The sequence below is a fragment of the Corynebacterium tuingiense genome (genome assembly GCF_046718165.1).
Lineage (GTDB): Bacteria > Actinomycetota > Actinomycetes > Mycobacteriales > Mycobacteriaceae > Corynebacterium.
Genome location: NZ_CP177101.1, coordinates 1,625,709 through 1,643,621 on the forward strand (window position 1 = coordinate 1,625,709; position 17,913 = coordinate 1,643,621).

At 57.5% G+C, this 17,913-nt stretch carries 15 protein-coding genes; 4 read left to right on the forward strand and 11 right to left on the reverse strand.

Annotated elements, in window-relative coordinates:
* The first annotated feature begins 44 nt into the window (after positions 1 to 44).
* Together ACLI1T_RS07770 and ACLI1T_RS07775 are read left to right on the forward strand one after the other, a co-directional pair.
* On the forward strand, positions 45 to 689 hold the full coding sequence (locus ACLI1T_RS07770; RefSeq protein ID WP_034659114.1) for a GntR family transcriptional regulator: 645 nt from the start codon (positions 45 to 47) through the stop codon (positions 687 to 689).
* Positions 686 to 1,918, forward strand: coding sequence for an MFS transporter (locus tag ACLI1T_RS07775; protein WP_349852687.1), 1,233 nt, complete (start codon positions 686 to 688; stop codon positions 1,916 to 1,918). The genes ACLI1T_RS07770 and ACLI1T_RS07775 overlap by 4 nt, the downstream gene beginning before the upstream one ends.
* A gap of 139 nt (positions 1,919 to 2,057) precedes the next feature.
* Here the strand turns inward: ACLI1T_RS07775 and ACLI1T_RS07780 are convergent, their stop codons facing one another.
* Together ACLI1T_RS07780 and ACLI1T_RS07785 are read right to left on the reverse strand one after the other, a co-directional pair.
* Positions 2,058 to 3,416 carry a hypothetical protein gene (locus ACLI1T_RS07780; protein WP_411702346.1) on the reverse strand — a complete coding sequence of 453 codons (1,359 nt, stop codon included), beginning with the start codon at positions 3,414 to 3,416 and terminating at the stop codon, positions 2,058 to 2,060.
* A gap of 569 nt (positions 3,417 to 3,985) precedes the next feature.
* Positions 3,986 to 4,234 carry a hypothetical protein gene (locus tag ACLI1T_RS07785; protein WP_023023041.1) on the reverse strand — a complete coding sequence of 83 codons (249 nt, stop codon included), beginning with the start codon at positions 4,232 to 4,234 and terminating at the stop codon, positions 3,986 to 3,988.
* Between the two features lie 1,227 nt (positions 4,235 to 5,461).
* Here ACLI1T_RS07785 and ACLI1T_RS07790 point away from each other — a divergent pair.
* Positions 5,462 to 6,466 carry a zinc-dependent alcohol dehydrogenase gene (locus ACLI1T_RS07790; protein ID WP_023023043.1) on the forward strand — a complete coding sequence of 335 codons (1,005 nt, stop codon included), beginning with the start codon at positions 5,462 to 5,464 and terminating at the stop codon, positions 6,464 to 6,466.
* Positions 6,467 to 6,482: 16 nt separating this feature from the next.
* On the opposite strand, the gene ACLI1T_RS07795 is transcribed toward ACLI1T_RS07790, so the two are convergent.
* From ACLI1T_RS07795 to ileS, 3 genes are all read right to left on the reverse strand, one after another.
* Complete coding sequence (locus ACLI1T_RS07795) at positions 6,483 to 7,196, reverse strand: L-ribulose-5-phosphate 4-epimerase (RefSeq protein ID WP_023023045.1); 714 nt, start codon at positions 7,194 to 7,196, stop codon at positions 6,483 to 6,485.
* 20 nt (positions 7,197 to 7,216) lie between these two features.
* Positions 7,217 to 8,827: a xylulokinase gene (locus ACLI1T_RS07800; RefSeq protein WP_411702347.1), complete on the reverse strand. Its 1,611-nt coding sequence runs from the start codon at positions 8,825 to 8,827 to the stop codon at positions 7,217 to 7,219.
* Positions 8,828 to 8,995: 168 nt separating this feature from the next.
* On the reverse strand, positions 8,996 to 12,160 hold the full coding sequence (gene ileS, locus ACLI1T_RS07805) for an isoleucine--tRNA ligase (RefSeq protein WP_349887308.1): 3,165 nt from the start codon (positions 12,158 to 12,160) through the stop codon (positions 8,996 to 8,998).
* Between the two features lie 286 nt (positions 12,161 to 12,446).
* On the opposite strand from ileS, the gene ACLI1T_RS07810 reads away from it, so the two are divergent.
* Positions 12,447 to 13,445 (forward strand): HNH endonuclease signature motif containing protein, encoded by a 999-nt coding sequence (locus tag ACLI1T_RS07810; protein WP_411702348.1) that lies wholly within the window; start codon positions 12,447 to 12,449, stop codon positions 13,443 to 13,445.
* Between the two features lie 313 nt (positions 13,446 to 13,758).
* Here ACLI1T_RS07810 and ACLI1T_RS07815 read toward each other — a convergent pair whose 3' ends face one another.
* From ACLI1T_RS07815 to pgeF, 6 genes are all read right to left on the reverse strand, one after another.
* Positions 13,759 to 13,965 (reverse strand): hypothetical protein, encoded by a 207-nt coding sequence (locus tag ACLI1T_RS07815; RefSeq protein ID WP_023023054.1) that lies wholly within the window; start codon positions 13,963 to 13,965, stop codon positions 13,759 to 13,761.
* 136 nt (positions 13,966 to 14,101) lie between these two features.
* Entirely contained in the window at positions 14,102 to 15,298 is a 1,197-nt protein-coding gene (locus tag ACLI1T_RS07820) for a DivIVA domain-containing protein (protein WP_411702349.1), read from the reverse strand.
* A gap of 208 nt (positions 15,299 to 15,506) precedes the next feature.
* Positions 15,507 to 15,797, reverse strand: coding sequence for a YggT family protein (locus ACLI1T_RS07825; protein WP_349852680.1), 291 nt, complete (start codon positions 15,795 to 15,797; stop codon positions 15,507 to 15,509).
* A gap of 94 nt (positions 15,798 to 15,891) precedes the next feature.
* Complete coding sequence (locus tag ACLI1T_RS07830) at positions 15,892 to 16,365, reverse strand: cell division protein SepF (protein ID WP_349852679.1); 474 nt, start codon at positions 16,363 to 16,365, stop codon at positions 15,892 to 15,894.
* 103 nt (positions 16,366 to 16,468) lie between these two features.
* A complete protein-coding gene (locus tag ACLI1T_RS07835; RefSeq protein WP_411702350.1) occupies positions 16,469 to 17,167 on the reverse strand; it encodes a YggS family pyridoxal phosphate-dependent enzyme in 699 nt (232 codons plus the stop codon).
* Positions 17,160 to 17,897 (reverse strand): peptidoglycan editing factor PgeF, encoded by a 738-nt coding sequence (pgeF, locus tag ACLI1T_RS07840; protein ID WP_411702351.1) that lies wholly within the window; start codon positions 17,895 to 17,897, stop codon positions 17,160 to 17,162. Before pgeF ends, ACLI1T_RS07835 begins: the two co-directional genes overlap by 8 nt.
* Positions 17,898 to 17,913: the final 16 nt, after the last annotated feature.

The following is a 17,913-nucleotide window of genomic DNA, read 5'->3' on the forward strand; positions in this document are numbered from 1 at the left end:
GGAATAGGTTGACGTTTAAACTAACTTGTATGCAAGATGTATGCATGAGCGATACAAGCATGCAGCCTGCCGCGGAGCGGGTTTATGAATTAGTCAAAGAAAGGATCATCGACGGCACCATCGATTCCTCGCAGATGCTGTCAGAGGCCGCACTCGCGGCCGAGGTAGGAGTCAGCCGCACCCCGGCCCACGAGGCTTTCCTGCGCCTAGAGCTCGAGGGCTTTTTGCAGCTTTACCCCAAGCGCGGCGCGCTGGTAGTACCGATTAGTCCCCAAGAAATCCGCGAGGTCTATGAGGCACGCCTGCTTGTCGATGCCCACAGTGCCGAGAAGATCTGCCAGCTGGGCGAGGAAGAACGCGGGGGCATCGCCAAGCGCCTGCAAGAAAACATCGCGGCCCAAGACGCCGCGCTGGACGCCGAAGACCTTCGCGAATACACGCGCCTAGATGCTCAATTCCACCAAATCATCATGGATAGCGCCGGCAATAGCCTGCTGGCCAATGTTGGCCACCAGCTGCGCGAGCGCCAGCAGCGCTTTACCGCCACCGCCATCGGGCGCAATGTAGCGCGGGCCCGCGCTTTCGTCGACCAGCACCGCACGCTTGCCGATGCCCTCCTCACCGCTAACCTGCCCGACTATCTCTCCGCACTCCGCTCGCACCTGAAAAATTCGAAGGATCAACTATGAGTCAAGACACCGCCAATCGCGATTGGCTACCCGTCGCAGGCAGCATGGTGGCCGTTGCCTGGGGCGGCAATGAATTTACTCCCCTGCTCGTGATGTACCGCGAGCAATCCCACTTCTCACAAGTCACCGTCAATGGCCTCCTAGCGGCCTACGTCATCGGCATCGTGCCCGCACTGCTCATCTCCGGGCCGCTCTCGGACTATATCGGCCGCCGCCCCACGATGCTGCCCGCCGCACCGCTCTCCCTGGCCGGATCCTTCCTGCTGTCCATCGCTCCCGAAGAGCCCCTCATCATTGCCGCCGGCCGCGTACTGTGCGGCCTCGCCCTAGGCATCGTTATGGCGGTCGGATCCACCTGGATTTCCGAGCTCATCACCCGTTCCGGCGGTGACCCGGCCGCAGGCCCCCGAAAGGCATCGATGTGCCTTACCCTGGGCTTCCTCATCGGCGCCGCCCTGGCCTCGGTACTGGCGCAATGGGGCCCGTGGCCTACTCACCTGGCCTATGTCCTGCACATCCTGCTCACCGTCGTCACCGCGGTCTGGCTACTGAAAACCCCCGAAACCCGTCCACCCCGCGGCGAGACCGTCAAAGACACATTCTTGGACTTAAGCATCCGCGATATGCTGCACATGCTGCACATTCCATCCGCTGCACACCGCCGCTTTTCCCGCATCGTCCTTCCCGTCGCCCCCTGGGTATTCGGCTGCGCGGGTGCGGCCTATGCCCTCTTGCCGCAGCTGCTTTCCGATTCCGCCGGCGATGCCCCCATCGCCTTTTCCGGCCTCATGACCGTCATTACGCTGGGCTGCGGGGTTGGCATCCAAATGTTTGGCAAGGTCATTGACACCCACCGCTCCGCCCGGGCCTCCGCCGTTGCCATGGCCGTCATTACCGTCGGCACCATTTTCGGCGCCATCGCCGCGCGCACGCTCTCCCTCCCGCTCGGCATCACCAGCGCCACCGTCATGGGCGCCGGCTACGGCCTAGCACTTGTCGCCGGCCTTTCCGAGGTCCAGCGCATCGCCGGAAAAGATGACCTCGCTGGCCTTACCGCCGTGTTCTATTCCGTGTCCTATACCGGCTTCTTTATCCCCATGGCCTTTAGCGCTCTCGCACCCTACATTGGCTTCACTGCGCTATTCCTCATCGGCTCCCTGCTCGCCATGTGCTGCCTCATCAACGTGATTCACGGCTGGCGCGCCCACCTGCCCGGCCCGGTGCGCTAGGCCAAGTCCCGTAAAATTTCACCAGAAAACACAGAAACCGGAGCACCCCCTCATGGAGGGCTCCGGTTTAATCACTGCCGGTAGCCAAGTCCGAGCCTCAAGCCCGCACTAATCCGCTCATCCGCTAATTGGGGCGAGATTAGAACTTGAACAGCGAGAAGAAGTTACGCAGTGGTTGCAAGATTCGAGCGAGGCCTGAGTTCTTGTTGAAGAACTTAGCAACACCTTCAACCAAAGCAGCCAGACCAGGAATAGCTTCAAAGACCTTGCCGAATTTAGAGCTGCTCTCTCCAGCACCAGGGGTACCTTCAGCGCCCGGAACCGATGGCTGTGCCGGCTTTGTGGAACCGCTGCCGCCCTCCTTACCATTACCGTCACCAGGGGTCTGCTCGGGTTGCGACTCGCTGCTCTTATCAGCAGCCTTCACGATGAGCTTTACGCTGTTGCTTTCACCGGTTTTCGGATCCGTGACGTGAGGAATTGGAGAAACGGATACCTTGTCACCTGCCATTAGCTTGACGTCTGCAGGTACATCGATTTCGAACGGGACAAACTCACCTGCAGGAACTTGGCCCTCCTGTGCAGACTTTTTCTCTAGCTTCACGACAGTTGTCTGAATCCTTCCGCCGGGGAAATAAGCCTCAATTTCCACCTCTTGGCCCGGGTACAAACGAACCTTACCGGTAACCTTTTTGTCTCCTGCCTTGATGTAATTTACTTCCGCAGTAACAGCAAACGGGAATTCGCCTTCAGAATCCCCAGAATCTGAGCCCTCTTCCTCAGGCACATCCGCAGGTTTAACGACTACTGGTATAGATTTGCTCTTACTATCGTCCGTAGCCAAGGAATCATATAGCGAACTAAAAAATAGTGTTTCACCTGCCTTTAGGTCAATCCCTTCAGGAACGTCGAATTTAAAGGCGACAGCTTTACCTTTAGAGGATCCACCCTCCTCAACAGAGTTTTCCTTTAGTTGTACGTCCGTAGTTAAAGCCCTGAAGTTTGGGAAATTAACTTGAACTCTCTTCTTTTGACCTGGGAGCAAAAACACCGGGCCAGTAATTTCCCTGTCCCCTGCCTTGACATCATCCACCATCAGAGGAGCCTCAGACTGCTGTCCGTCTTCAGCAGAACCCTTTCCATCATCGTCAGACGAAACACCATTGATCCGCGCTTCCCTGACAACCTCAGAATGTGACATACGCTTCAACTCTTCTTCAGAATAAAGTGGAGTGTTGTCCTTCCCCAGGAGACCCCTAGCTGTCTGTGTCATATCGTCAACACTTAGCTCAGTAATCTGTTCCACACTCAACTTGCAGTTACGCTGCAGATGCTCCGCAACGTTGGCATTGATACCAGCATCAAAATCGACGCCGGCTCGGAAGTTCTGTGCGCAGTTAAGATGCTCACCAGCAGCCCAAGCAACTGGGGTAACAGCGGTAGCCACGAGAGATGCAGAGATAGCTGCAGAAGCGAGAACACGCTTTTTGAGTTTCATACGAACCTTCCAAGGGGAACTACAAGCTACGGGATCTATATACAAAGTCGCGCTTTCAAGAATTCGAAGGCACAAGCGAACCCCGCAGTCAGTCGGATTGCACGACTTTTATCGTGCCATTTACGTTTTTAAACGCAGGATTAGTAAATCATATTGATTTTTCATTCAATAGTACCTCTACTGAAAAGTGTGCGAGATCACTTAATAGCCGCGCCTGTAGTGCAGCGAAACGATTACCAGTATCGAGCCCCGCTCAATAGGGGCGGTCACCGGGTACATGATGTAGCACGAGACTGAAGCAAAACAACCAAAGTCCACTTCTCTACCCCTATTAGCCAAGAGGAGCCGGAGTACCTCCGAAAAAGAGGGCTCCGGTTTCCGTCTCTACACCGAAAAGCAATCGGAATTTCTGTCCCGCAATTCCGCACTACCGGGCGCGATTAGAACTTGATGTTGAACGATGCCAAAAAGTCACAGAGTGGCTGCAGCAAGTGAGCGACATCGTGGTTCTGGTTCATTCAGTGGGGTAGCACCTACAACCAGAGCAACCAAGCCACCGAGGCCATCAATTACACCAAAACCGTGCCAAATTTAGAGCCAACTTCTACGCCATCAGAGGCACCATCGTTGCTCGTAACCGACGGCTTTGTCAGTTTGTCGCCAGTGCCGTTGCCCGGAGTGTCTCCCGGCTTCGGTTCCAAGGTCGGCTTACCCGCAGACTCGGACTGCTCAACCTCAGACGACTCAACCGAAGGCTCATTGCCCCCAGTTTCGGTCGGCTGCTCTGGGCACTCAGGCTGCGGCAACACCTCAGGCACATTAGAGTCCTTGGCATTGTCAGGATCTTGCTCTTGGCCCCAGCCTCCTCGGTGGCCTTCACAACAACGATTTTGCCGTTTCCTTTCCCAGTCTTGAAGACTGAAAAGTTCGGCACTGCGGTGACCAATCCCTCATCACCGGTCTTTAGTTAACGCCTTCTGAAACGCCAATTTGAAACGGAATGTCCTGAGTCTCATCACCTTGCAACGGTCCAACAAGAGTCTTCACTGGGTCCTTGCCTAGAAAGTTACCGCGCATTCAACTTTCTGCCCTGAATTTAGGCCCACTTTACCGGTGATCATCTTGCCCCGAGCTGGATGCCGTTCACATCACCCGAAACCTCCGCAGGAGACCCTTGCAGCTCCAATAAGGTCCCCATTCTCCTGCGGCACAATACCTGCCCGGTTATCTGACGTGTCCAGATACGCCAAGATTGGGGAGGGAGGCGCGAGATTGGTTTTTGATACCTTAGAAATTCCAACTCAGTGAAAGTCGGATTACCCTCGTCATCATTTGGCCGTTGAACTACTTCCTTCAGCTCTTCGAAGGCTCAACTTTTAGATCTCACCTGGGGTCATGCCGCAGTGCTTTTGCAGGTATTCGACTACTGCAAATCCGCCCGCATTCCTGAGTTTGGATCGATCAACAGTGCCTGTTTCACAGTTTTAAAAGCAAGCTTCACCGTCAGCAGCTCCAGCGACTAGAGTGACGGCCGGAGCAACGAGAGATACAGGCAGAGCTGCAGAAGCGACAATACGTTTACTGAATTTCATACGAACCTTTCAAGGCGTTAGTGAGGACTTCAGGCCATAAGCGCAATAATGCGCCTTCACTGTCAGTGCCAATAGAGAGATAGAACAATCCACAGAAAACGCTAAGAGCACGATACTTCCCGTGCTCTTAGCGTTTTCAACCTGTACATCAGATCATGCGTAAACCATTTGAATGACAAACCCCTTTACGGTGTATGTTCCTCGCACTTTTGGCCATTACGCATGATGAGACTTCGCTCGCCTGGCTCACTACGAGGAAGTGAGGCTTAGCCAGTCATTTTATGATGTAGCTATCACTATCTTTAAAATTTTATTTGCCTTAAATCTTCAAGTCCAAGTGATACGCTTAACATCGTAGGTAACACATCTCGAGACTAAGTTCTTCCCACCCTACAACTGGATAATTCCAGGTACCGGCGTAGCCCAATCTGCGCCGGAGAGGAGCCATACCCCATGACCGATACCATGCGCGCCGTTGTTACCACTGGTCACGGCGATATTGAAATCCAAGACGTCCCTGTTCCCCACGCAAAAGCCAACGAGGTAATCATCGAACCGGTGGGCACCGGTATCTGTGGCACTGACCTGCACTTAGTAAGAGGTGACTATGTCATCGGCAACTACCCACTCATTCTGGGGCACGAAATGGCGGGCTACATCACGGAGGTCGGCGCAGAGGTCACCGATTTTTCCGTCGGTGACTACGTTGGCGCTAACCCCAACGTGACGTGCGGCGAGTGCACCTGGTGCAAGCAAAACGCAACGAATCTGTGCGAGCACATCTCACCCGCCGGCATTATGCAGGATGGTTCCTGTGCGGAATTCATCGCCATGCCGGCCAAATTCGTCTACAAGCTCTCCACAGAAATTCCTCACCATGTTGCACCGCTGACCGAACCGCTATCTTGCGTTTTACACGCATTGGACCTCGCGCCTGATTGGAAAGACCAGGATATGGTCATCTTCGGTGCCGGTTCCATCGGCTTGGTGGCGCTCGTCGTCGCATTGGATGAGGGCGCAGCAAGCGTCTCTGTTGTTGAACCCAACCCGGCCCGGCGCGCGCAAGCTGTGAAACTGGGCGCCGTCCAAGCAGTGGACTCAGCCGCAGATTTGGATCAGGATTCCTATGACCTCACCTTGGATGCATCCGGCAATGCAGGTGCTATTGCTGATGCCATCCGTATCCTCGGCAAGCGCGGCCGCTTAATCCAGATGGGTGTGCCTTCTCCAGATGCCACGATAGATTTCCGCCCGCTCGACCTATTCGAGAAGGAAATCTCGCTCATCGGGGCCCAGTCCCTGGCTAATATGTACCCCGCTGCGGCCAAGCGGATGGCTCACCTTTATGACAAGCTCGATGGCCTAGTCACCGGTACTTTCCCAGTTGACCGCTACGAAGAAGCGCTCGAGGCTATGAAGAGCCCAGAGCACATCAAGATATTCATTACGGATAAATGAATATCAGCCGGAAGCCTTATTGGCCGTATTCATTCTGATAGCGGTCATTGAGGTTATCGATAATGTCCTGTGGGATGGGCTTAGGGCCGCCGAGCTCCTTGGCTAAGTGCACGGTACGCGCAACTTCTTCAACCATCACGGCTGCTTTCACGGCATTTTCAGCATCGTCACCGATGGTGAAGGGACCATGATTTTGCATCAACACGGCAGGTGAACGGGACTCCCGCAAGGTCTCCACGATGCCCCGGCCGATGGAGTCATCGCCGATGATCGCAAGGGGTCCAACGGGCACTGGCCCGCCGAATTCATCGGCCATCATCGTAAGTACGCATGGAATCTCTTCCCCGCGGGCGGCCCACGCTGTGGCGTAGCTCGAGTGGGTGTGGACGATTCCGCCAACCTCCGGCATATGTTTATACACATAGGCATGTGCGGCGGTATCCGAGGAGGGAGCATAAGCGCCATCGACAAGCACGCCTTCTAAGTCGCAGAGCACCATCGATTCTGGGCTTAGCTCCTCGTAGCGCACGCCAGAGGGCTTGATGACGAAAAGATCCTGTGTGCTCGGAGTACCGGAGGCATCGACGACAATGCGTTCAGAGACATTGCCTGCAGTCCACGACACAAGGCCCCACCGCGGCAGTTCGGCGTGAAGGTCGCTGACGCGCTGGCGGGTCTTAGACACCGCTTGTTGGATTTCTGGGCGATACTCAGATAGATGCTGAACCATTGTGGCCTTTCCCTAGTGCCTTAGTCTTCTTCTTGAGATACGGAGGTAGGCAACGCTGAAACTGCGCCTTCTTGCATGGACAATCCCTCTATGAATCGCTCGAGGTAGGTAGCAAAGCCCGCGACATCGCGCGGATCGGGCTGACGGACGCGCCCAGTATTATTGCTGCTGGCAATCTCATCGTTGAGGTAATCCGCAAAGTCTTTATCCGAGCCCATGTAGTTCGCCAGCAACGCGATTCCCCAGGCACCACCTTCGCTAGCGGACTGCGCCACGGCCACTGGTGTTTTCAACGCGGCTGCCAGGAAGCGCTGCGCTACGCCAACCGTGCGGAAAATCCCACCGTGAGCTTGGACGACGTCCACGGAAATACCTTCCTGCTCTAGCAAGCGCATACCCAGCGCCAGCGATGCAAAGACGCTATACAGGTTGGCGCGCATGAGGTTAGCAAGGGAGAAATTCGCATCGGGTGTCCGCGCCACCATGGGACGCCCTTCAATCAAACCCGCAATCGGTTCACCGGCCCGGTAGGGATAGACCACTACCCCGCCGGCATCCGGTTCACCGCGTAATGCCTCGGTCAAAATGGCCGTATATACATCGTCGATGTGGTCAATGTTCTTGGTGCCGAACGCCACTGCTACATCGCTAAACAGCGAGATCCAATCCGAAATTTCCTGCGCGCCGTTATTACAGTGCACCATCGACACTGGCAGACCCGTCGGTGTGGTCACCGGGTCAATTTCGGGATAGGACTTACTCAAGGGCTTTTGGTGAACAAGCATTGCAAAAATCGAGGTACCCACGCTCACGTTGCCCGTATTGATGCTGACGGTATTCGTGGCCACCATGCCCGTTCCAGCATCGCCTTCAGGCGGGCATGCCACCGCGCCGGCCTGCAGCGCTCCGCTGGGATCCAGGAGTTCTGGGTGCTCAAGGGCACCCGCGTCCGCGCCCGCAGACAAGGACTCGGGCAATAACTCTGCGAAGTCTCGCCCAATTTCTCCGCGGATTTTCGCGAGCGCCGCCTCATCGTAGGACGCCGTTTGAGGGTCAATAGGAAACATGCCAGAGGCATCCCCCACGCCGAGAACTTTCTTACCCGTTAACTGCCAGTGGATATAGCCGGACAAGGTTGTCAGAAAATCGACGTCGCCAACGTGTGGCTCGCCGTCCAGCAAAGCCTGATAGAAATGGGCGACGGACCAGCGCATTGGAATATTAACGTCGAAGAGTTCCGATAGTTTCTTCGCGGCTTCGCCCGTATAGGTATCGCGCCAAGTGCGAAAGGGCACGAGCTGTTCAGCGGACTTATTGAAAGCCAAGTAGCCATGCATCATCCCAGATATGCCAATAGCTGCTAGCCGGGTGAGCCTTTCCCCCGTGAGCTCACGTATCTCTGCGTTCAAATCAGCGTAGGCGGCACGCAGACCATCCCACACATCATCTAGTGCGTAGCTCCAGTGGCCATCTACATAGTCGCTTTCCCAGCGATGAGAACCGGTTGCGATGACCCGTCCGGAGCTGTCGATGAGGCACGCTTTAATACGCGTCGAGCCGACTTCAATGCCGAGTACTCCTCGGCCGCTGCGGACAATTTCTGCGGGCATTAAAGAATCGCTCTCTGTCACGGCTACCTTCCTCACGTCGGGGAATTCGGCCGCCAGTCTACTCCCCTATTCCTTCTATCCTTCCGGAGCTTAGAGGAAAATGCAGCGCAACCCTGATAAAAGCAGCGGCCCGGCCGAACGCTGTAGATAGCATCCGGCCGGGCCGCTTCAGGTTGGCGCTATACGCTCTTAGTTCTTGGCTACGGTGGCGGTGACTCCGATGAGGATATCGTGGGCATCGGCAAGCGGCTCGGTGACCACGGAGAACTCCGTTGCCAGCACCTCGCCCGCGATGGTCTCAGCGTGGCGCTGCGCCCACTCCTTCTTATCTTCGGGCACGGAAAGGACCACGGAGATGCGGTCAGATACGTCGAAGCCGGAGTTCTTGCGGGCATCCTGCAGGCCGCGGATAACATCGGCGGCCCAGCCTTCGGCCTCGAGCTCTTCGGTGACCTCGGTATCCAGGACGACGAGGCCATCCAAGCCCTCGATGCGGGCGGTGGAGTCTGGGTTCGCAGCTTGCAAACGCTCGGTGTATTCCTCAGGACTCAAAACGATGTCACCGTCTACCACGACCTCATCGCCGCGGCGCTCGTAGTTGCCCGCCTTGAGGTTCTTGATGGCGCGCTGGACATCCTTGCCCAAGCGCGGGCCGGCAACCTTGGCGTTGCAGACCACCTGGAAGGTGCCGACGGAATCGACATCATCAGTAAGCTCAACCTCTTTGACGTTGACCTCGTCGCGGATAATATCGGCGAAGTCCGCCAGGCTCTGCGAGCCCGCGAAGGCCACGGTGAGCTTTGGCAGCGGCAGGCGGTTGCGCAGCTTATTGGCCTTGCGCACCGAGGACGCAGCCGATGCCACCGCGCGGGTGGCGTCCATGGCAGACACCAGGTCCGCATCCGCGGGGTAGTCCTCGGCCTTCGGGAAGTCCGCCAAGTGCACAGAGCGCTCACCGGTCAGGCCGCGGTAGATGACCTCGGCGACGTGCGGCAACAGCGGGGCAACCACGCGCGTAGTGGTCTCCAAAACGGTGTAGAGGGTGTTGAAGGCCTCTGGGTTGGAGTCCTCGCCACCCCAGAAGCGATCGCGGGAGCGACGGACGTACCAGTTGGTCAGCACATCGGCGAAAAGGCGAACCTCTTCGGTAGCGGTGGCGATATCGGTCCCCGCCAGAGCGGCATCGACATTCGCCACAAGGTCGTGGGTCTTAGCCAGGATGTAGCGGTCGAGCACGTGCGTGGAACTCGTATCGAACTTGGCGTCCTGCTCGGCGTAGAGCTGCAGGAAGGTGTACGCATTCCAGATGGGGAGCAGCGCCTGGCGCACGCCTTCGCGGATGCCCTGCTCGGTGACGATGAGGTTGCCGCCGCGCAGAATGGGCGAGGACATCAGGAACCAGCGCATGGCATCGGAACCGTCGCGGTCAAAGACCTCGTTGACGTCCGGGTAGTTACCCTTGGACTTGGACATCTTAAGCCCGTCGTTGCCCAAGACGATACCGTGGGCCACGACCTTCTTGAACGCTGGGCGGTCAAAGAGCGCGGTGGACAGCACGTGCAGCAGGTAGAACCAGCCGCGGGTTTGCCCGGAGTACTCCACGATGAAGTCCGCCGGCGAGTGAGTTTCAAACCACTCCTTGTTTTCAAACGGGTAGTGCTTTTGCGCAAACGGCATGGAACCGGATTCGAACCAGCAGTCCAGCACGTCCGGCACGCGGCGCATGGTGGACTTACCGGTGGGATCGTCCGGGTTGGGGCGGGTCAGCTCATCGATGTGCGGGCGGTGCAGCGACTCCGGGCGCTTGCCGAAGTCCCTCTCCAGCTCATCCAAAGAGCCGTAGACGTCCATGCGCGGGTACTCGTCATTATCGGACATCCACACCGGGATGGGCGCGCCCCAGTAGCGGGTGCGCGAGATATTCCAGTCGCGGGCACCTTCCAGCCACTTGCCAAATTGGCCATCGCGGATGTGCCCTGGCAACCACTCGATCTCGTTGTGGTTGAGCTCCACCATGCGATCACGGAATTCGGTGACCTTCACAAACCAAGCGGGCAGCGCCATGTAGATAAGCGGCTCGCCCGAGCGCCAAGAGTGTGGGTAGGAGTGCTCGATGGTCACGTGGCGCACCACTCGCCCAGCGGCCTTGAGATCCTTGATGATGGATTTATTCGCATCGAAGACCAGCTGGCCCTCGTACGGCGGGACCTGGGAGGTGAACTTACCGTCCTCATCCACCGGGACCACCAACTCGATGTCATACTCGTTGGTGGTATTCATATCGTCTTCACCAAAGGCAGGTGACTGGTGGACAACACCCGTACCGTCTTCGGTGGTGACGTAGTCTGCCAATAGCACCTGGTAGGCATTACGCAAGTCTGGGAAGAAGCCGAAGATCGGCTCATACTTAAAGCCCTCGAGCTGCGCGCCAGTGAAGGTGTCTAGCACCTCGGCCTCACCTAGTTCCTTTTCCAGGGTGCCCAGCAGGTTTTCGGCCATGATGAACGTGCGGCCGGCGAACTCGCCGTCGGTGGCCTTAAACAGTGCGTAAGAGACCTCCGGGTGAACCGCCAGCGCCTCGTTGGACGGCAAGGTCCAGGGGGTGGTGGTCCAGGCGAGGAAGGAGGCATCGGCAAGCGCGGGGTAATCCGCCAACGTCTTTTCCGCCGCGGTGCCCTCGCGAGCGCCTGCGACCGGGAAGGTCACCGTCAAAGTGGGATCCTGGCGCATCTTATAGGAATCATCCAAGCGCGTTTCCTGGTTGGACAGGGAGGTATGCTCCGCCCAGGAGTAAGGCAGCACGCGGAAACCCTTGTAGATCAGGCCCTTGTCATAGAGCTCCTTGAACGCCCACATGACCGATTCCATGAAGTTGATATCCATGGTCTTGTAGCCATTGTCAAAGTCCACCCAGCGGGCCTGGCGGTTGACGTAATCTTCCCACTCATCGGTGTATTCCAGCACCGACTTTGCGCAGTACTCGTTGAACTTGTCCAGGCCCATGTCCTCGATCTGGGCTTTATCGGTGATCCCGAGCTGCTTTTCCGCCTCCAGCTCCGCTGGCAGGCCGTGGGTATCCCAGCCAAAGACGCGGGGGACGTAATTTCCGGCCATCGTGCGGTAGCGCGGCACGATGTCCTTAACGTAACCGGTCAGCAGGTGGCCATAGTGAGGCAGGCCATTGGCAAAGGGAGGGCCATCATAAAAGATGTATTCGGGGCAGTCCTTGGTCTTTTCCAAAGAAGCCTGGAACGTATCGTCCTGCTTCCAATACTTCTGGACTTCTTCTTCCATGTCCGGGAACCGGCTCGAGCCGCCGGTCATATCGACCTTGGGGTAAATCTTTTTCACCACTATCTTCCTTCAAGCTATAACTTGGTGCAGGGACGGGCCAATGGCTCGCGGTACCACCCTGCTTGAGCTAAAAAGCTCCGCTTCGTTTCGGTGAAGGAGATAACGGTCCCACCCGTTCAGTTCTACTGAGCCTTCTGGCCGTTCTTCTGAATTGCTCCCCCGGTGATGGCCGGATCATCGCATGTGCCCGCCAGTATAGCGCCACAAGAACGCTGTGCACAAAAGTTATCCACAGGTAGAAAATTTACTGTTGTACGCGGTTGCGTGCAGCCATAGATTATGAAGCATGAACGCGCTCGAGAATTACTTAGCAGCTATGGCCCCGGGGATGGATATCGTCGCCGGGTGCGCTGGCATGTCTGAGGACGATCTTCGGGCGCACGGCGCAACAGAACACACGGCACGGGAACTTATCCTGCTCAAAGAGGCTTATTGCGGGAATACAAAATTCACCGGTCGGCGCCGGCGCGCCATGGAAGGTGCCCGCCGCAACGGTCATTCCATTGTGGCGTTGTCCATCATAGAAAAGTACGCCCGCAAGATGCCCACGCTTTTCGATGCCTGGCTTCTCCGCGAGCAGCTCTGCACCACCAATGCCAGCACTGGGGACTTAGAAAAGCTGGCAAAATCCAAGCTACCTGCGAAAAAGAAAAGAGTTAAGCCTGGGGTGCGCATCATTCGCCGCAAGAATGCGCCGTGGACGCTGGCCATCGATGCGCGGTCCTCGCTCATTGCAGACCTTCATGCCGCGCTAAAGGAGAGCGGAAAAGAGCCGCTGGAGGCGGTGGAACAGACATTCTTCGGCGGCGGCACCGCCGTTAGAACCACGGTCATGACCAATGTCCTGGTCAACCTGGATGACTACGTACGCATCATCAATGGCGATGGCGAAGAAATCCAGCTGCAGATGACCAACGGCGCAACTCTTACTGGCACCGAGTACCTAGAGCGCGCCCTCAAGGAAAGAGGGCTCATTAACCTCATTAGCCCCTTTGAGGGAGCGGTCAATCTGTACCGCACGGAGCGCTTTGCCAATGCGAAACAACGCCTTATGGCCGCAGCAGAGAATCCCATTTGCCCGTGGCCGCGGTGCAGTAAGCCCGCAGACGAATGCCAAATCCATCATTTGGAACCGTGGTTGCACGGTGGATTGACCAACATAGGTAACTTATCCACAGCCTGCGCCTACCACAACGGGGTCAACGACGATGACCCCAATGCCCCACCACTGCGCGGACACCTGGTCCGCAGGAATGGGACCATCCGGTGGGAACCTCCGGATTAGGCAGGAGCATCTGAGAGCTCGTCACGAACTCCCGGCTGGGGTCCGCCTGGGAGTCCGCCTGAGGATCCGTTTGGGGGTCCATTTGGGGATTCGACGACCGATCCGAGAAAACCGCAATCCCATAAACCGCAGAGGTTGCTGGTGACGCAATTGCTACTGAGGCTCGGACCCCAGTCAGTTGAGGCGCAGGCGTGCGCCTACTTTGGCATGCCGTAATTGCGTGGAGATTCTTTCTGGCCGCTCACTTTGACCGCATCAACCAAACCACACCGAAACTGAGCGGGCAGAGACGGATGTGAGCGACGAAGGGGCCCTAGTTCTGCTTCCATCCATGGGACAGGTCTTCGTCAAGGGCGCTATTATCCGCGCGGTGCTTGCGCGCCCAGTCGATGATAAACAAAACGATGCCGGAACCCGCTGCGATAAAGACGAGGTACAACGCCCAGTCGGCGGTATTTAAGACATACGTCACCAAAGCCACGAAGGCCACAAGGGCAAGGACGAGGGCGGCAACGAGCATGGCAGTTCCTCTCAGGGATTAAAAAGAAGCGATGGGAACAATCATAGCGGGGATAAAACCATAATAGCGCCCACTCCCCTAGAGGCGTGGGCGCTACGGGTAACTAATTTGGCTTAGTTACTGCCAACCAGCTTTCTTAGTTCTTGCCGGCATCGCCATTTGGTGCGGCGGTTCCGCGGGTCTCGAGCTCTTCCAGCTGGGACTCGAGGAGGGTCTTCAAGCGGGTGCGGTACTCGCGCTCGAAGGTGCGCAGCTCGGAAATGCGTGCCTCCAAAGCGGTCTGCTGCTGCTTGACCGTGTTCATCACTTCAGTGTGCTTCTTCTCGGCATCGGCCTGCAGCGATGCGGCCTTCTCCTCTGCCTGGCGAATCTGGGCCTCGGCACGGGAGGAAGCATCGGACTCGGTCTGCTGAGCCTTGGACTCTGCCTCCGAAACCAGCTTCTTGGAGCGGGTTTCTGCGTCCTGCACCTGAGTGTCGTACTTCTTCTGCGCCTCGGCAAGCTGTGCCTTGGAACGAGAGTCAGCATCGGAAAGCTGCTTTTCTGCAGCCGTGCGGGCCTCAGACAGCATGGACTCAGACTCGGCGCGAGCCTCAGAGGTCAGGCGGTCCGCCATCTCCTGGGCCAAGCCCAGCACGCGGGCTGCCTGCATGTGCGTATCAGGGGTAGCCAGGCCGTCTGCGCCCTGTGCTACACCAGCACCTGCAGCGGCCGCTGCGGCGTTGGAGGCAGCCGAGTTCGAGGAGCCAGCGGCGGAAGCGGACTTCTTCAGGCTCTCGTTCTCGCGCTGGGAAGACTCCAGCTCCTTCTTGGCCTGCTTGGCCTCGGTGCGAGCCTCCTCGGCTTCCTTCTTAGCCTTCGCAGCCTCATCGCGAGCCGCCTTGAGCTCGGCGGTATTAGCGGCGGCGGTGGCGCCAGCTGCCGGGGCATCGGCACCGCTCTCCTTGGCCTTTGCGGCCTCGGCCTGGGCGGCCTTGACCTGCTCCTGGGCTTTCTTGGTTTCTTCCTTGGCGCGAGAGACCTCGGACTTGGAATCTGCCAACTTGGTTTCATACTCAGCGCGCAGCTTGGCCTCAATCTCCTTACGCAGAGCTTCTTCATCTGCGCCAGAGGTTGCGGCGGCTGCGGCACCAGCCCCTGCTCCGCCGGCCTTGGCCCCGGAGCTAAGATCGCTCACCTGCGCCTGCAGGTCTTCATTTTCATCCTGCAATTGGGCAAGGGCATCCTCAACGAGGTCGAGGAACTGATCTACCTCATCCTCGTTGTAGCCACGCTTGCCAATCGGCGGCTTGCTGAACGCGACGTTGTGTACATCAGCTGGTGACAGTGGCATGACTTGTCTTCCCCTTCGAGTTGATACAACCCCGGAGGTTCCAGGGCCTTAGGAGCTGCGGTTCCAGTTTATCTAAACCTTCCCCACAAAGTTATATGTGGTTCATAATACGGGTTATCGCATTTTATTGTAACCGAAAGTCCACAATAATGGACGTAACGCTGACTCTCAATGTCTACCACAGGTTACGGGGTGATGCGGGGTTGTCCTACAAGAAAATGGCCTGCAGGAAAATTGTCAGGAACGAGAGGATAAAAAATAGCACCAAGACGGAAACGTCCAGCGCGATTCCACCCATCTGCAGCGGAGGAATAACCCGGCGCAGCGCTTTGACCGGTGGGTCCGTGATGGCGAAAAGGGGTTCAGCGATGATCATGAACCAGCGCGGGGGATTGAATTGCCGCGAGAAGGATTGGATCATCTCGATAATAATCCGGGCGATCAGTACCCATGTATAAACCCTCACCAGAAAGATGAGGATAATTCCAATGTCAGTCACGATTACTCAGCCTATCGAATAGTCCCCCGCACATGCGCATTGCGCGCCGTACGGGGGTTAATGGGATGTGCGTCGTCGTGCCTAGCCCGCGCTCCTAGCGCAGACCGGCGGCGCGCTCCAGTTCAGGTTTAGCGATATCGGCGGATTTCGGCACGACGGCGAATACCTTGCGCTGGGTGTCCATGCCCTTCGACAGGTTGAGCATGCGGCCTTCCAAGCCGAAGCAGAGGCCGGCTGCGAAGTCGATGAAGCGCTTAGCGGTGCCGCGCTCGGCATCGGTAAGTTCAAAGACCACTGCATCGCCATCGCGGAAGGGCTCGCCCACCTTGGCGGCATCGTTGAACGAGGTCAGGGAAATTGCCACGATAGTCGGGACGAACTTTTCCTCGACGGGCGCCGGCGCCGGATTCGACTCATAGGCCTGCGGGGCGCGGCGCGGGGCGTAGGCCGCAGAAGTGGCCGCTCCGTTGCCCGCGTAACGCGGCTCGTCGTTGTAGTAGGCGTCGTCTTCTTCGAAATCCATCGGACCAAGCCCGAAGAAATTCTTCGTCCTATCAATGAATGACATTTTTGGGTCTCCCTCTGACCTAAATTTGTTCAAGTTCAAGCGCGTAAATGTGAATGATGTGACTCATGTGATTTACGCTGTGAAATGCGCTTTTGCGATATTTTTAACCTACTGGGCGCTTTCCCATGATGCTGGTTCCGACACGCACAATATCGGTGCCCGCAGCAATCGCCGCATCCATATCCGCGCTCATCCCGGCCGAGAGTTTGAGCTGCCGGCCAAGGCGTTCGGAGAGGCGATCCACGTCTGCGCGCACTGTAGTAAATACCTCCAGCGCATCGGCATCAAGGGGAGGAACCACCATGAGCCCGGCGAATTCTAGGTGATCCGCCCCCTCGACCGCCTCGATCACCTCATCCAGTTCCTCGCGGATTACTCCCCCGCGCGAGGTATCGCCATCGGCGGAGACCTGAATAAATACCGGAAGGTTAGTGTCTCGCTCACCGCGCTCGTGCGCGAGGCCCACGCCGCGGTCCAGTGCCTTGGCCAGCTTCACCGAATCCACAGAATGCACGCTGGCGGCCCACCGCGCGACGTGGTTGGCCTTCTTGGTTTGAATCTGGCCAATCATGTGAAAACGCAGCTGGTCTAGCTCCTGCGCCTTTGCCCGGGCTTCTTGCTCGCGGTTTTCCGCCACGTCCTCTACCCCGAGCTCCGCTAGAAGGGCAATATCCTCTGCGGGATGGAACTTGGTCACGACCAATAGCTGCGGTGCCGGTCGGTCATGCTCAGCTGCAATGGCGCTGATGTGTTCCCTCGTTGCGGCGAGATTATCTGCCAGTTCTTGTTTCCGGTTACTCATGATTAGCCTCCAACCAAATCACACCGGCCTGGCGGCCAGTGGTTCCTTCGCGGCGATAAGAAAAGAAATCCGTGTCCTCAATGGTGCAGCGCGGATCCGAATCGATATTAGTAATACCCAGGCCCATCAATTGACGGATAAGCCCCGCGCGCACGTCGATGCCCCACGTCCCCTTTTTGGTCCTACATTTCGAACCGGGAAGGCGCCGTTCGACATCGTTGGCCATATCTTCTGGCACCTCGTAGTTTTTCCCGGATGCGGCAGGGCCCATGACCACTTGGATTCGCTCCGGTTGGGCACCAAGTTTCTGCATCTCGCGCACGGTATTGACCACGATGCCGTTGCGGGCGCCGAGCCGGCCGGCGTGGACGGCGGCGATGACGCCGGCGGGGACATCGACAAGCAGCACGGGCGTGCAATCCGCAACAAGGACGCCAAGGCCGAGCCGGCGCTGCGTGGTGACAATCGCATCCGTTGCTGGCACCGGGGACTCTTGCGGGCCATCGATGACGGTGACCGTATTGGTGTGCAGCTGTTCCATCCACACGATGTTCTCGAGCCCGGTAACGCGCAAGAGGCGCTCGCGGTTGGCCGCCACGTTGGCGGGATCGTCGCCGACGTGGCCGCCAAGATTAAAAGACTCATAGGGATATGCAGACGCCCCGCCTGCACGGCTGGTAAAAACCATGCGGACGGGGCGGCTGGTGCGATGTTCCTCGTTTACTGGCATGCACACCAGCGTAGCG

What these genes read in the sequence shown, in the direction of transcription:
- ACLI1T_RS07815 (WP_023023054.1), bottom strand. Translation starts at nt 13,965, where the DNA reads ATGCTCGTTGCCGCCCTCGTCCTTGCCCTTGTGGCCTTCGTGGCTTTG.
- ACLI1T_RS07810 (WP_411702348.1), top strand. Translation starts at nt 12,447, where the DNA reads ATGAACGCGCTCGAGAATTACTTAGCAGCTATGGCCCCGGGGATGGAT.
- ACLI1T_RS07835 (WP_411702350.1), bottom strand. Translation starts at nt 17,167, where the DNA reads ATGAGTAACCGGAAACAAGAACTGGCAGATAATCTCGCCGCAACGAGG.
- ACLI1T_RS07790 (WP_023023043.1), top strand. Translation starts at nt 5,462, where the DNA reads ATGACCGATACCATGCGCGCCGTTGTTACCACTGGTCACGGCGATATT.
- pgeF (WP_411702351.1), bottom strand. Translation starts at nt 17,897, where the DNA reads ATGCCAGTAAACGAGGAACATCGCACCAGCCGCCCCGTCCGCATGGTT.
- ACLI1T_RS07820 (WP_411702349.1), bottom strand. Translation starts at nt 15,298, where the DNA reads ATGCCACTGTCACCAGCTGATGTACACAACGTCGCGTTCAGCAAGCCG.
- ACLI1T_RS07775 (WP_349852687.1), top strand. Translation starts at nt 686, where the DNA reads ATGAGTCAAGACACCGCCAATCGCGATTGGCTACCCGTCGCAGGCAGC.
- ACLI1T_RS07830 (WP_349852679.1), bottom strand. Translation starts at nt 16,365, where the DNA reads ATGTCATTCATTGATAGGACGAAGAATTTCTTCGGGCTTGGTCCGATG.
- ACLI1T_RS07770 (WP_034659114.1), top strand. Translation starts at nt 45, where the DNA reads ATGAGCGATACAAGCATGCAGCCTGCCGCGGAGCGGGTTTATGAATTA.
- ACLI1T_RS07780 (WP_411702346.1), bottom strand. Translation starts at nt 3,416, where the DNA reads ATGAAACTCAAAAAGCGTGTTCTCGCTTCTGCAGCTATCTCTGCATCT.
- ACLI1T_RS07795 (WP_023023045.1), bottom strand. Translation starts at nt 7,196, where the DNA reads ATGGTTCAGCATCTATCTGAGTATCGCCCAGAAATCCAACAAGCGGTG.